The sequence below is a fragment of the Leifsonia aquatica genome (assembly GCF_014190775.1).
GTDB classification, from domain to species: Bacteria; Actinomycetota; Actinomycetes; order Actinomycetales; family Microbacteriaceae; genus Leifsonia; species Leifsonia aquatica.
In genome coordinates, this window is the sequence record NZ_JACHVP010000001.1 from 1578209 (window position 1) to 1592180 (window position 13972).

General features: G+C 69.7%; 13 protein-coding genes. 1 reads left to right on the forward strand and 12 read right to left on the reverse strand.

The features are described 5' to 3' along the window. Positions 1-6 precede the first annotated feature (6 nt). The gene (hisD, locus tag FHX33_RS07555; RefSeq protein ID WP_183428311.1) at positions 7-1314 is read right to left on the reverse strand and encodes a histidinol dehydrogenase; all 1308 of its coding nucleotides are present in this window, start codon (positions 1312-1314) and stop codon (positions 7-9) included. A gap of 81 nt (positions 1315-1395) precedes the next feature. Here hisD and FHX33_RS07560 point away from each other — a divergent pair, with 81 nt between their 5' ends. After that, a complete protein-coding gene (locus tag FHX33_RS07560; RefSeq protein ID WP_021761037.1) occupies positions 1396-1926 on the forward strand; it encodes a flavin reductase family protein in 531 nt (176 codons plus the stop codon). A 24-nt stretch (positions 1927-1950) separates the two neighbouring features. On the opposite strand, the gene FHX33_RS07565 is transcribed toward FHX33_RS07560, so the two are convergent. From FHX33_RS07565 to murC, 11 genes are all read right to left on the reverse strand, one after another. Continuing rightward, on the reverse strand, positions 1951-2316 hold the full coding sequence (locus FHX33_RS07565) for a cupin domain-containing protein (protein ID WP_021761035.1): 366 nt from the start codon (positions 2314-2316) through the stop codon (positions 1951-1953). A 9-nt stretch (positions 2317-2325) separates the two neighbouring features. Beyond that, the gene (gene dnaE, locus FHX33_RS07570; protein ID WP_021761033.1) at positions 2326-5841 is read right to left on the reverse strand and encodes a DNA polymerase III subunit alpha; all 3516 of its coding nucleotides are present in this window, start codon (positions 5839-5841) and stop codon (positions 2326-2328) included. A gap of 158 nt (positions 5842-5999) precedes the next feature. Next, on the reverse strand, positions 6000-6920 hold the full coding sequence (locus tag FHX33_RS07575; RefSeq protein WP_021761031.1) for an RluA family pseudouridine synthase: 921 nt from the start codon (positions 6918-6920) through the stop codon (positions 6000-6002). Then, positions 6921-7517: a signal peptidase II gene (gene lspA, locus FHX33_RS07580; protein ID WP_248616234.1), complete on the reverse strand. Its 597-nt coding sequence runs from the start codon at positions 7515-7517 to the stop codon at positions 6921-6923. It lies immediately after the preceding gene. A 34-nt stretch (positions 7518-7551) separates the two neighbouring features. Next, a complete protein-coding gene (locus FHX33_RS07585) occupies positions 7552-8376 on the reverse strand; it encodes a DivIVA domain-containing protein (protein ID WP_183428312.1) in 825 nt (274 codons plus the stop codon). A 148-nt stretch (positions 8377-8524) separates the two neighbouring features. Beyond that, a complete protein-coding gene (locus FHX33_RS07590; RefSeq protein WP_021758272.1) occupies positions 8525-8821 on the reverse strand; it encodes a YggT family protein in 297 nt (98 codons plus the stop codon). Between the two features lie 83 nt (positions 8822-8904). Then, the gene (locus FHX33_RS07595) at positions 8905-9417 is read right to left on the reverse strand and encodes a cell division protein SepF (protein WP_021758270.1); all 513 of its coding nucleotides are present in this window, start codon (positions 9415-9417) and stop codon (positions 8905-8907) included. Between the two features lie 72 nt (positions 9418-9489). Then, positions 9490-10191 (reverse strand): YggS family pyridoxal phosphate-dependent enzyme, encoded by a 702-nt coding sequence (locus tag FHX33_RS07600; protein ID WP_021758268.1) that lies wholly within the window; start codon positions 10189-10191, stop codon positions 9490-9492. Then, complete coding sequence (gene ftsZ / locus FHX33_RS07605; RefSeq protein ID WP_039921168.1) at positions 10157-11323, reverse strand: cell division protein FtsZ; 1167 nt, start codon at positions 11321-11323, stop codon at positions 10157-10159. Before ftsZ ends, FHX33_RS07600 begins: the two co-directional genes overlap by 35 nt. Positions 11324-11480: 157 nt before the next feature. Further along, positions 11481-12548, reverse strand: coding sequence for an FtsQ-type POTRA domain-containing protein (locus tag FHX33_RS07610; RefSeq protein ID WP_183428313.1), 1068 nt, complete (start codon positions 12546-12548; stop codon positions 11481-11483). A gap of 6 nt (positions 12549-12554) precedes the next feature. Further along, positions 12555-13964 carry a UDP-N-acetylmuramate--L-alanine ligase gene (gene murC / locus FHX33_RS07615; protein WP_039922491.1) on the reverse strand — a complete coding sequence of 470 codons (1410 nt, stop codon included), beginning with the start codon at positions 13962-13964 and terminating at the stop codon, positions 12555-12557. Between the last annotated feature and the right edge of the window lie 8 nt (positions 13965-13972).

A 13972-nucleotide genomic window follows, 5' to 3' on the forward strand; every position in this document is an offset into this window, starting at 1 on the left:
CGGCGCTCAGCCGCGGAAGCGTACGGTGACCGCCTCGCCGTGCGCGGGGAGGTCCTCGGCACCCGAGAGCGCGACGATGCGGTCGGCGACCTCGCGCAGCGCCTCCCGGTCGTACCGGATGACCTGCTGCGGCCGCAGGAACGAGTACGCGCCCAAGCCCGACGAGAACCGCGCCTGCCCGCCGGTCGGCAGCACGTGGTTCGACCCGGCGAGATAGTCGCCGAGGCTGACGGGCGCACTCGGCCCGATGAAGATCGCACCGGCGTTCTGGATGTCGGCGAGCACGGCGTCATCGTCCGCGGTCTGGATCTCGAGGTGCTCCGGGCCGTACGCGTTGCTGAAGGCGGCTGCGGCGGCGAGGTCGTCGACCAGCACGATCGCGGACTGCGGGCCGCCCAGAGCGGTGCGTACGCGCTCGCTGTGCCGGGTGGCACCGGCCAGCTCGTCCAGTTCCGCGGTGACGCGCTCGGCGAAGGCGGGGCTGTCGGTGACGAGCAGGGAGGCGGCGGCCTCGTCGTGCTCAGCCTGGCTCACCAGATCGGCGGCGACGTAGCGGGGGTTCGCGCTCTCGTCGGCGATCACGAGGATCTCGGTGGTGCCCGCCTCGGAGTCGATCCCGGCCGTCCCGCGCACGACGCGCTTGGCGGCGGCGACGTAGATGTTGCCGGGACCGGTGATGACCTGCACCGGTTCGAGCCCGATCTCCTCGACGCCCCACGCGAGCGCGCCGATCGCGCCGGCACCGCCCATCGCGTAGACCTCGTCGATGCCGAGCAGTCCGGCTGCGCCCAGGATGACGGGGTGCACCGCTCCCCCGAACTCGCGCTGGGGCGGGCTCACGAGCGCGATGGACGAGACACCCGCGATCTGGGCGGGCACCGCGTTCATCACGACGCTGGACGGGTAGACGGCCTTGCCACCGGGCACGTACAGGCCCGCCCGCTCGACGGGCTGCCAGCGCTGCACGATGGTCGCCCCCGGGCCGATGCGGGTCTCGGCGGGCGGCGGCACCTGCGCGACGGTCGCCTCCCGGACGCGTGCGATGGCCTCCTCGAGAGCCGCGCGGACCTCGGCCGGAAGCGCCTCCACGGCGGCGGCGATGTCCTCGGCGGAGACGCGGACGGTCGCCGGGGCCCCGCCGTCGAACCGCTCGGCCTGCTCCCGGAGCGCCGCGGCACCCCGAGCGCGCACGTCGTCGATCAGCTCGGTCGCGACATGCATCGCGACCCCCACGTCCACGACGGGACGGGGGACGAGGCGCTCGAAGGCGGCGCGAGTAGGCTGGACTCCGCGGAGATCGATGGTCTGCATCATGGCGCGACAAGCCTATCCGCTCCCCCGCTCCGGTTTCCCCGCGCGGAATTCTCGACGTCGATTGGTGCTTGCAGTACACGTATGAACAGCGCATCCCCCGACCCCACCGACGGCACCGTCTCGGACGTGACACCGGACCTGTCGGCCTTCCGCCAGACGTTCCGCCGCCACGCCGCCGGCGTCGCCATCGTCACCGCCCTGCGGCCCGATGGCAGCCCCGTCGGGTTCACGGCCACCTCCCTCGCGTCGCTGGCGGCCGTGCCGCCGCTCGCGACGTTCAACATGGCGCTCTCTGCCTCCAGCTGGCCCGCCATCGCCGAGACGGATCGCGTCGTCATCCACACGCTGGGCGTGCGCAACAAGGCCGCCGCCGAGAAGCTCGCCGGCGACAACGCCCGGCGCTTCGAGGGCGAGCACTGGTACCCGGGGCCTTACGGCCTCCCGGTCATCAAGGACACCACCGCGTGGATGGTCGGCCGCATCATCGAGCGCTTCACGGTGCACAACAGCGCGGTCGTCGTCGTGCAGATCGAGCGGGGCGAGCTCGGCGCCGAGGACGAGCCGCTGCTCTACCACGAGCGCCGCTACCACCGCCCGACCGCGCTGGACTGACGGCGCGGGCGATCCGGCCGCCGCTCAGTCCAGTTCGCGGAGCTGAGCGGTCCGATCGCCGCCGGCCGACCCGGTGTTCACCGTGCCCTGCGGCTCGAAGAGGACCGCCTCCACTTCGGCGTCGGCCCGCGGGCAGTGCTCGACCCCCTTCGGGACGACGTAGACGTCGCCAGGGCCCAGCACGACATCCCCGTCGCGCAGCTGGATCGTGAGCTCGCCGCTCAGCACGAGGAAGAGTTCATCCGTCTCGGGATGCTCGTGCCAGACGAACTCGCCGAGCAGCTTCACGACCTTCACGTCGTAGTCGTTGACGCTCGTCAGGCGGTGCGGCTGCCAGTGCTCGCCGATCCGTGCGAGTGCCTCGTGCAGGTTGCGGACGCCGTCGCTCATGGCACCAACCTAGACCAGGCAGTTCGGGCCCAGGAGGCCCTTGAGCTCGCCGTACAGGTCGGGGCTGACCTTGACCTGCTTCGGCACGCCGAGGACCCGGACGCGACCTCCCGTCACCAGGTGGATCCGCACCTCGTTGTCTCCCGGATGCCGCGAGAACGTCTCGCCGAGCCGGGTGACGACGTCGGGGGTCGCCCGGCGGTCCTGGATGGTGATCTGGAGGGGGCTGCTGTCCTCGATGGGCCCGAGATCCGGGTTCATCAGACTGAAGGCGTGCAGGTTCATTCCGTCGTCGCGCAGGCTGACCCGGCCGCGCACCACGACGATCGCGTCGCCCGTGAGCATCGGCGAGAACTCCTGGTACGCCTTGCCCATGAACATGACCGTCATCTCGCCGCCGAAGTCCTCGACGGTGATCATGCCGTACTGGTTGCCCGACGCCTTCGCGACGCGATGCTGCACGCTCGTGATGAGCCCCGCGATCGTGACGGTCTCGCCGTCCTGGATGTTGTCGGAGCCGACCAGGTCGGCGATGGACGTGCTGGCCATCTTCGCCAGCTGCAGCTCCAGGCCCGCCAGCGGGTGATCGGAGACGTAGAGCCCGAGCATGTCGCGCTCGAACGCGAGCTTGTCGCGCTTGCCCCACTCGGGGCGGTCCGGGATGCTGTGCTGCGTCTGGCCCGGCTCGTCGGCCTCCCACAGGCTGTCGAAGTCGAATCCGACGTCGCCGTTGGCCTCGTTGCGCTTGATCTTGACCGCGGACTCCACCGCGTCCTCGTGCACCTCGACGAGTGCACGGCGCGTGTGGCCGAGCGAGTCGAACGCGCCCGCCTTGATGAGCGACTCCACGGTGCGCTTGTTCGCGGCATGGATCGGCACCTTCGACAGGAAGTCGTGGAACGACTCGAACCGGCCCTTGCTCTCGCGCGCCTCGCGCACGCCCTCGACGACGTTCGCGCCGACGTTGCGCACGGCGCCCATCCCGAAGCGGATGTCCTCGCCGACGGCACCGAAATACAGGCTGGACTCGTTGACGTCCGGCGGGAGCACCTTGATGCCCATCCGGCGGCACTCGTTCAGGTAGAGCGCCATCTTGTCCTTGGAGTCGCCGACGCTGGTGAGCAGCGCCGCCATGTACTCGGCCGGGTAATGCGCCTTCAGGTAGGCGGTCCAGTACGAGATCACGCCGTACGCGGCGGAGTGGGCTTTGTTGAACGCGTAGTCGGAGAACGGCAGCAGGATCTCCCACAGCTTGTTCACCGCGTCCATCGAGTAGCCGTTGTCGTTCATGCCCTGGGCGAAGCCGGCGAACTGCTTGTCCAGCTCGGACTTCTTCTTCTTGCCCATCGCGCGGCGGAGGATGTCGGCCTGTCCGAGGGAGAAGCCGGCGACCTTCTGCGCGATCGCCATCACCTGCTCCTGGTAGATGATGAGTCCGTAGCTGGTGGACAGGATGTCGGCGAGCGGCTCCGCCAGCTCGGGATGGATCGGCGTGATGTCCTGCTGGCCGTTCTTGCGCAGCGCGTAGTTCGTGTGCGAGTTCGCGCCCATCGGGCCCGGGCGGTACAGGGCGATGAGGGCCGAGATGTCCTCGAAGTTGTCCGGGCGCATCAGGCGCAGCAGGGAGCGCATCGGCCCGCCGTCGAGCTGGAACACGCCGAGCGTGTCGCCGCGCGAGAGCAGCTCGTACGCCGGCCGGTCGTCCAGCTCGAGGTCTTCCAGCACGAGCTTCTCACCGCGGTTCGCCTCGATGTTGTCGAGGGCGTCGTTGATGATCGTGAGGTTGCGGAGACCCAGGAAGTCCATCTTGATCAGGCCGAGCGACTCGCACGCCGGATAGTCGAACTGGGTGACGATCTGCCCGTCCTGCTCGCGCTTCATGATCGGGATGATGTCGATCAGCGGGTCGGAGGACATGATGACGCCGGCCGCGTGCACGCCCCACTGGCGCTTGAGGTTCTCGAGGCCGAGCGCGGTGTCGAAGACGGTCTTCGCCTCCGGGTCGCTCTCGACGACGGCCCGGATGTCCACCGCCTCCTTGTAGCGCGGGTGGTTCTTGTCGAAGATCCCGGTGAGCGGGATGTCCTTGCCCATGACGGGCGGCGGCATCGCCTTCGTCAGCTTCTCGCCCATCGAGAACGGGAAGCCGAGCACGCGTCCCGAGTCCTTCAGTGCCTGCTTGGCCTTGATGGTGCCGTAGGTGACGATCTGGGCGACGCGCTCCGAGCCGTACTTCTCGGTCACGTACTTGATGACCTCGCCGCGGCGGCGGTCGTCGAAGTCGACGTCGAAGTCGGGCATGGAAACGCGGTCGGGGTTGAGGAAGCGCTCGAAGATCAGGCCGTGCTGCAGCGGGTCGAGGTCGGTGATCCGCATGGCGTAGGCCGCCATCGAGCCGGCACCCGAGCCACGGCCCGGGCCGACGCGGATGCCGTTGTTCTTCGACCAGTTGATGAAGTCGGCGACGACGAGGAAGTAGCCGGGGAAGCCCATCTGCGAGATGACGCCGATCTCGTAGTCGGCCTGCTTGCGCACCTCCGGCGTGATGCCGTTGGGGTAGCGCTCCGTGAGCCCCTTCTCGACCTCCTTGACGAACCAGGTCTGCTCGGTCTCCTCCGGGGGCACCGGGAACCGCGGCATGAAGTTCGCCTGCGTGTCGAACTGCACGTCGCAGCGCTCGGCGATCGCGAGCGTGTTGTCGCACGCCTCGGGGTAGTCGCGGAACAGCTGGCGCATCTGCTCGGCCGACTTCAGGTAGAACTCGTCGGCGTCGAACTTGAACCGGTTGGGGTCGTCGAGCGTGGACCCGGACTGGACACACAGCAGGGCCGCGTGGCTCTTCGCGTCCTCGGCGTGCGTGTAGTGCAGGTCGTTCGTGGCGACCATCGGGATGCCGAGGTCCTTGGCGAGACGGATGAGGTCGCTCATGATCCGGCGCTCGATGCCGAGCCCGTGGTCCATGATCTCGGCGTAGAAGTTCTCCTTGCCGAAGATGTCGCGGAACTCCGCCGCCGCCTTGACGGCCTCGTCGTACTGCCCGAGGCGCAGGCGCGTCTGCACCTCGCCGGACGGGCATCCCGTCGTCGCGATGATGCCCTTGCCGTACTGGCTGAGCAGCTCGCGGTCCATGCGGGGCTTGAAGTAGTACCCCTCCATCGACGCCTTCGACGACATCCGGAACAGGTTGTGCATGCCCTCGGTCGTCGCCGCGAGCATGGTCATGTGCGTGTACGCGCCCGAGCCCGAGACGTCATCTCCACCGCCGTCGCCCCAGCGGACGCGCGTCTTGTCGGTGCGGTGCGTGCGCGGCGTGAGGTACGCCTCCGTGCCGATGATCGGCTTGATGCCGGCGTCCGTGGCGGTGCGCCAGAAGTCGAACGCGCCGAACATGTTGCCGTGGTCGGTGACCGCGACGGCGGGCATCTGCTGCTCGACGGCGGCGTCGATCAGCGGTTTGACGCGTGCCGCCCCGTCGAGCATCGAGTACTCGCTGTGGACGTGGAGGTGGACGAAGGAATCGCTCATGTCGAGGACAAGCCTACGTCGTGGGACCGACGTCGCGGGCCTCGCGCGCGGGCTCCGGAGGACATTTTCCCGGCCCCGGATCGGATCTCCTCCGTAAGCCGCCAGTCATCCCTCGGCGCCGCCGGAACTCCTCCGTTCGTGACGTCCCTCGGGGCGCGTCAGGATGCGCGGAGGACGTCGAGCGCGTGCTGGAGATCGGCCGGGTAGCCGGTCGTGAACGTGACCCACTCCCCCGTCGCGGGGTGCTCGAACGCGAGCTGGACGGCGTGCAGCCACTGCCGCGTGAGGCCGAGGCGGGCCGAGAGTGTCGGATCGGCGCCGTACATGGCGTCGCCCACGCACGGATGGCGCTGTGCGGCCATGTGCACGCGGATCTGGTGGGTGCGCCCGGTCTCCAGGTGGATCTCGAGCAGGCTCGCTGCAGGGAAAGCCTCGATGGTCTCGTAGTGCGTCACCGAGGGCTTGCCGTCGGCGATCACCGCGAATTTCCAGTCGGACTTCGGGTGACGGCCGATGGGGGCGTCGATCGTGCCCGTGAGCGGATCGGGGTGGCCCTGGACGACGGCGTGGTAGATCTTCTCCACGGTCCGGTCGTGGAACGCGCGCTTGAGCACGGTGTAGGCGTGCTCGGACTTGGCGACGACCATGAGGCCGCTCGTGCCCGCGTCCAGACGGTGCACGATTCCGGCCCGTTCGGCCGCACCCGAAGTCGAGATCCGGAAGCCGGCGGCCGCGAGCGCGCCGAGCACGGTGGGCCCCTCCCAGCCGACGGAGGGATGCGCCGCGACACCGACCGGCTTGTCGATCACGACGATGTCGTCGTCGTCATGGACGATCGTGAGCTCGGGGACCGCGATCGGGACGATCGTGACCTCCTCGCGCGGCTTCCACGACACCTCGAGCCAGGAGCCGGCCGTCAGCCGGTCCGACTTGTCGACGTCGCGGCCGTCGACCGTGACGCCTCCGGCTTCCGCGATCTCGGCGGCGAAGCTCCGGGAGAAGCCGAGGAGCTTCGCGAGCCCCGCGTCCACCCGCGCCCCGTCGAGCCCGTCGGGGATGGGGAAACTGCGCGACTCCATCTACGGCTGCGGCTTCTCGGGGTGCTCGGCCTCGGCCGGCGCGTCGACAGGGGCCGCGGCGGGCGGCTCGGACGCCACGTCGGCACTGTCGACCTCAGAAGCGTCATCGAGCTCGTCGGCGTCGTCCTCGGTGGTGCGACGACCGTCGAGGCCGATGCCGCGGATCGTCAGGATCAGGAAGAGCGCCATGCTCGACACGATCGCGACGTCTGCGAGGTTGAAGATCGCCGGCAGGATCGGGATCTGGAGGAAGTCGACCACGTGGCCGACGCCGAAGCCGGGCTCCCGGAAGAGACGGTCCGTGAGGTTGCCCAGCAGGCCGCCCAGGAGCAGACCGAACAGGATGGCCCACGCCGTCGACTTGATCCGCGGGGCGTACCAGATGACGAAGCCGAGCACGCCGACGCCGACGATCGAGAAGATCCAGGTGGATCCGCTGCCGATCGAGAAGGCGGCGCCGGCGTTCTTGACGAAGTTGAACTGCAGCAGCTGGCCGAGCACCTCGACCCGCTGACCCTCGTAGAGGTTGGCGACGACCAGGACCTTGGCGATCTGGTCGACGAGGTACACGCAGAGCGCGACCACCGCCAGGATCACCAAGGCCCGGACGCTGACCGAGGGCCGGGAGGTATTAGCCTCCAAAGCCGGGGAAGACCGGGGGCTGCTGCCCCTGGTCCGAAGAGCTGGAGCCGTCCGCGGCGACGGGCGCCGGGACGCCGGCGCTCACGGGAGCGGCCGCGCGGTTCTGACCGAAGCCGGCACCGCCGGCGGCGGGCTGGGAGTCGAGGTCGCGGAGCTGACCCTCGATGTAGCCCTTCAGGCCCTGGCGGTAGTCGCGCTCGAACGTGCGGAGCTCGTCGATGCGGCGCTCCAGCTGGGTGCGCTCCTGGTCGAGGGCGCTGATCTGGGCGCGCTGCTTCGACTCGGCCTCGGCGACGATCCGCGCCGCGGTGGCGTGACCCTCGGCGATGAGCGAGTCGCGCTTCTCGACGCCCTCGCGCACGTGCTCCTCGTGGAGACGGCGCGCGAGCTGGAGGAGGTTGTTGGTCGCGTTGGGGTCGTTCGCGCTGTCGGCGGCGAAGGCCGGCGCGGCGGCTGCGGCGGCGACGGGAGCGGCAGCGGCGGCGGCTGCGGACTCCTGCTGCGCGGCGGCGAGGCGCTGCTTGAGCTCCTCGTTCTCCTGCTGGAGGCGGGTCAGCTCACCGTTGTCGACGGCAGGCGCGGCCGCGACAGGGGCGGGCGTCGCGGCGGGAGAGCCCGAGCTGCGCTGCAGCTCGGCGATGCGCGAGTCGGCGGCGACGAGGCGCTGCTTGAGCTCCTCGTTCTCCTGACCCAGACGACGCAGTTCGACGACGACCTCATCGAGGAAGTCATCGACCTCGTCCTGGTCGTAGCCCTCACGGAACTTCGTCGGTTGGAACCGCTTGTTGACTACATCTTCCGGAGTCAGCGCCATGGCAAGCCACCTTAGATCTTGAAAGAGACGAACAGAAATCGCGTTCAGCCAACGCTAGCAAAGTGCGCCAGGTCTGCACACTCCGCCGCGCTCGCACGTCGGCTCGACCACCCTACAACGGCGTCGAGGCCGGTTCGGGGACCGACGCTCAGCTGAATCCCAGCGTCACGTACAAAAGGATGATCACGACGAGCATCGTCAGGCTCCACCCGAAGTCGAGGGCGACGGGACCCATCGACAGCGGCGGGATGATGCGCCGGAAGAACTTGATCGGCGGGTCGGTGATCGCGTAGGTCGCCTCGGCCAGCAGCAGCCAGAACCCCTTCGGGCGCCACTGCCGGGCGAAGGTCCGCACCAGGTCGAGCACGAAGCGCGCCCACATGACGAAGAAGTAGATCAGGAGGAGGTAGTACGCGATGGTCGCGACTATCGAGACGACAAGCACCCTCCCAGTATGACGGAGAGCGCACGCCCTCCCTGACGAGGGGGCGTGCGCTCACGTCGTGTCGGCGGCCGGAGCCGCCCGATTCAGTTCTGGGCGAAGAAGGAGGCGTCGACCTCGGAGTCCGCTCCGCCGTGCTCGCCGGAGACGACCACGTGCGACGGGGAGAGGAGGAAGACCTTCGGCGTCACGCGCTCGATCTTGCCGTAGAGGCCCTGCGAGAGGCCGCTGGCGAAGTCGATGAGGCGACGCGCGTCGCCCTCGCTCATCTGCGAGAGGTTGATGATGACCGGGATGCCCTCGCGGAACGACTCGGCGATCGCCTGGGCGTCGCGGTACTGGCGGGGGTGGACCGTGAGGATCTCGTTCATTTCCTGTACCGAAACATTCCGTGCGGTGGACGATTTGCGCAGCGGGGTGACCGGAGCGCGGCCGGCCACGGGGGCGACCGGTGCGGGGTGCGGGACGGACTGGACGGGCGCGGGGGCAGGCGCCTCGCGGCGCGGCTGGTGCTGCGCCTGCTCGGGCTGCTCGTCGAACTCCAGCTCCTCGTCGGCGAGGCCGAGGTAGACCATCGTCTTCTTCAGCGGGTTGGCCATGCGCTTCCTCCGTGTAGAACTGTGCGCCGACGCCTCGCACGCACGTATTGCGAACCTTCTTCTCCTTCGAGATTAACGAAGGGTCGGCCGATTCCCGGTAATGGCGGTCCCGATCCGAAGGTGTGTCGCGCCGGCGGCGACGGCTTCGCGGTAGTCCTGGGACATCCCGGCGGAGATGGCGGAGGCCGCCGGGGCGAGCGCGCGCACGCGTTCGCTCGAGGCCCGCACCCGTTCGAAGGCCCGCGCGGGCTCCTCGTCCAGAGGGGCGACGGCCATCACGCCGAGCAGTCGCAGGCCGGGCGTCGTCAGCACGTGCTCGACCAGCGGCTCGAGGTCGCGGTCGGCCACGCCGCCGCGTCCGGGGTCGTCCGTGAGGTTCAGCTGCACGAACGCATCGATCTCACCCTCGTCGGAACGAAGCGCGTCGACGAGCGAGAACCGATCGATCGAGTGGATGACCGAGGCGTAGCGTCGCACCTGGCGCGCCTTCTTGCTCTGGAGCTGTCCGACGAAGTGCCAGGCGAGGTCGAGGTCGGCCAGCTCGGCCGCCTTCTCCTGCGCCTCCTGGTGCCGGTTCTCCCCCACGTCGCGGACGCCGAGGGAGGCGAGCTCGCGCACGAGCGACGCCGGATGGAACTTCGTGACCACGATGGTGGTCAGCTCGTCCGGCGACCGCCCCGCGGCCCGGGCGGCATCGTCGATACCGGCCCGGACCGCCGCGAGGCGCTCGGCGAGCGGACTACTTGAGGAAGTCGGGGATGTCGAGGTCGTCATTCTCGTCGTCGAACGCAGGGTCTTTGGGAGCGGTCTCGGCGACCGGGGTCTCACCGGTCCAGTTCTCGGCGACGGGCGCCTCGACCTCGCCGGCCTCGACCACGGCGGAGGAGGCCGCCGCATCCTCCGCGCCGGCCTCGACGAACGTCGAGCGACGCGTGTCGACCACCGGCTTGGAACCGGGCTCGCCCCCGTCGAAACCGGCGGCGATGACCGTGACGCGGACCTCGTCGCCGAGGGTGTCGTCGATGACCGCACCGAAGATGATGTTGGCCTCGGGGTGGACGGCCTCCTGCACCAGACGGGCCGCGTCGTTGATCTCGAAGATGCCGAGGTTCGAGCCGCCCTGGATGGAGAGGAGCACGCCGTGCGCTCCATCGATGCTGGCCTCGAGCAGCGGCGACGCCACGGCGAGCTCGGCGGCCTTGATCGCGCGGTCGGCGCCCCGCGAGGAGCCGATGCCCATGAGTGCGCTGCCCGCGCCCTGCATGACGGACTTCACGTCGGCGAAGTCGAGGTTGATAAGACCCGGGGTCGTGATGAGGTCGGTGATGCCCTGCACACCCGCGAGGAGCACCTGGTCGGCGGTGGAGAACGCCTCCAGCATGCTGATGCCGCGGTCGCTGATCTCCAGCAGCCGGTCGTTCGGCACCACGATGAGGGTGTCGACCTCTTCCTTGAGCCGCTGCACGCCGGCCTCGGCCTGCTGCTGGCGACGCTTGCCCTCGAAGGAGAACGGCTTGGTGACCACACCGATGGTGAGGGCGCCGATCGACTTGGCGATGCGCGCGACGACGGGAGCGCCGCCGGTTCCGGTGCCGCCTCCCTCGCCCGCGGTGACGAAGACCATGTCGGCGCCCGCGAGCGCCTCCTCGATCTCCTCCGCGTGGTCCTCGGCGGCGCGGCGACCGACCTCGGGGTCCGCTCCGGCACCCAGGCCGCGCGTGATCTCACGACCGACGTCGAGCTTGACGTCGGCGTCGCTCATGAGCAGCGCCTGCGCGTCCGTGTTGATGGCGATGAACTCGACGCCGCGGAGGCCGAGCTCGATCATGCGGTTGACGGCGTTGACGCCGCCTCCGCCGATGCCGACGACCTTGATCACGGCGAGGTAGTTCTGATTTGCTGTCACGTCCGGCCTCCACGGGAACCTTCAACCTCAAGTCGAGGCTTAAAGTTATGCTGAGTATGCAATTCCTTTTTTCGACGTTAGGTGCGCACAGCCCGTGGCGGCGGAACCCGCCAGGCGTGTCGGGAAAGTGCGTCCAGAAGCCGCGGTCTGCGCGGCATCATCCTGTCGTCACACTGTGCGGCGACGACACGTCGTAATGATTCGCTCCGGCCGCCCCGACGAGCAGCGCGGCGAGGTCGGCGGCCTTCAGGTCGGAGTCCTCCGCGCTCCCCCACACGACCGTCGCGCCGCTGCCGCGGAGCGTGAACGAGACGTCGTCCTTGGTCGTCGCCGAGATCGTGTCCACCTGTGCGAGCGTCGCTGCAGGCAGAGCGCTCAGGACGCTGGCGGCCGCGGCGAACGCCGAATCGGCGTCGTTCTCGGCCGACGCGCCGCCGGCCGCGATCAGGGGGAAACCGTCCGGACGGGTCGCGCTGGACGAGATCGGCACCTTGGCCGCATCCACCAGAGTGAAGGCCGCACCCTTCTGGATCGCGCCGATGGGCTGGCGCTCGACCACCCGGACCACGATGGTGTCCGGCGGGTGGCTCTCCACCGTGTAGCTGCGGATCAGCGGGAACGCCGCGAGGTCGTGCGAGATGCCGGCCTGGTCGAGCAGGGGCAGCGGCTTGCCGAGCTGATCGCCGAGCTTCGCCGCGATGTCCTTCGGGTCGAGCCGCGAGGCTCCGGTCACCTCGATGTGCTTGAGAGCGAGCACGGGCGAGAACGCGAGCAGGGTGACCCCGAGGACAAGCGCGAGCGCCACTCCGGCCGCCCCGAGCCACGCCTGACGGCGCCGCCGGGATCGCTTGGTGAATCGGCGCACCTCGCCGCGCTCGACCCGCTTGCGCTCCTTGCGTGCGGCGCGGAGAGCCTTGCTGATGTCGCGATTGCTCGGGAGCCGGTCGTACGGCGACGTGTCCGCGGCGGATCGGGTGCCCGTCCCCGGTTCGGGATGCTCGGAACTCGCGGGGCGCTCGGCGCGCACGGGCCGCTCGGCGCGCACGGGCCGACGCTCCTCGACCGGCGGGGAGACGGGTGCGCTGACGATCGGGATCGGCTCGGTCACCGCCGGAGTGGTCGTCGCCCGCGGCGCGGATGCGCGGCGCTCGGTCTCCGGCGCGGGCGGCTGCGCCGCGGGCGGAGTCTGCCCGGGCGTCCGGTCGTGACCTTGGGGGCGCTTCACGGGCGGCTACTCGCGGACGCGGCGGAGCGAGTCCAGCAGCTGGGGGACGATGCGGTACACGTCGCCGCAGCCGAGCGTGATGACGAAGTCGCCCTCGCGCGCGATCTCGGCGGTGTGATCGGCGGCGGCCTGCCAGTCGGCGATGAACGCGACGTGCTCGGGATGCGCGAAGCGGTCCGCGACGAGTGCGCCGGTGACGCCCGGCTCCGGGTCCTCGCGCGCACCGTAGACGTCGAGCACGACGGTCTCGTCGGCGTACGTCTCCAGGGTCTCGGCGAACTCGTTCGCGAAGAGGCGCGTACGGCTGTAGAGGTGGGGCTGGTGCACCGCGATGATGCGGCCGGAGCCGACGACCGTCCGCGCTGCGGAGAGGGCCGCGGCGACCTCGGTCGGGTGGTGCGCGTAGTCGTCGTAGACGCTCACGCCGCCGACGGTCCCGTGCAGCTCGAACCGGCGCTCGGTGCCGCCGAACTCGGCGACGGCGGCCAGCGATGCCGCCGGCTCGAAGCCCAGGCCGGTGAGCACCGCGAACGCGCCCGCGGCGTTGATGGCGTTGTGCCGACCGGGCACCCGCAACTGAGCGGCGTACTCGTCGCCCGCGTAGCTGACGCGGAACGAGACGGGCCCGTCGGTGACGATGGAGTGGACGCGCACGTCCGCGTCCTCCGCCTCGCCGAAGGTCACCACGCGCTTGTCGGGGGTGGACTCCAGCAGGCGGGCGGTGACGTGCTTCGCACCGGCGTCGTCCGACGACACCACGACGAGCTCGCTCGACTCGCGGGCGAACGTCACGAACGCCTCCTCGAACGCCTCCAGCGAACCGTAGTGGTCGAGGTGGTCGGGGTCGACGTTGGTGATCAACGCGACCGCCGTGTCGTACAGCAGGAAGGTGCCGTCCGACTCGTCGGCCTCCACCACGAAGAGGTCGCCGCTGCCGGTCTGCGAGCTCTTGCCGAGGGAGGCGATCACACCGCCGTTGACGAAGCTCGGGTCCTCGCCGAGCCCGAGCAGGCCGGTGATGATCATTCCCGTCGACGTGGTCTTGCCGTGCGCACCGGCGACGGCGACGAGCCGCTTGCGGTTGATCAGCCAGGCGAGCGCCTGCGACCGGTGCAGCACCGGGAGGCCCTTCGCGAGTGCGAGCTGGTACTCGGGGTTGTCCTGCCAGAGCGCGCCGGTGACGACGAGCGTGTCCGCGTCGCCGACGTTCGCGGCGTCGTGGCCGACGGCGATCGTCGCGCCGAGCGCGCGCAGCGTGTCGATGTTGGCGGAGTGGCGCACGTCCGAGCCCGTCACCGTGTAGCCGGCCTCGAGGAACAGGCGGGCGATCCCGCTCATCCCGGACCCGCCGATGCCCACGAAGTGCAGGGCGCCGAGGTCGTCGGGGATGGTCATGGAGAGGTCGGGCTTGATCACGGGCACTG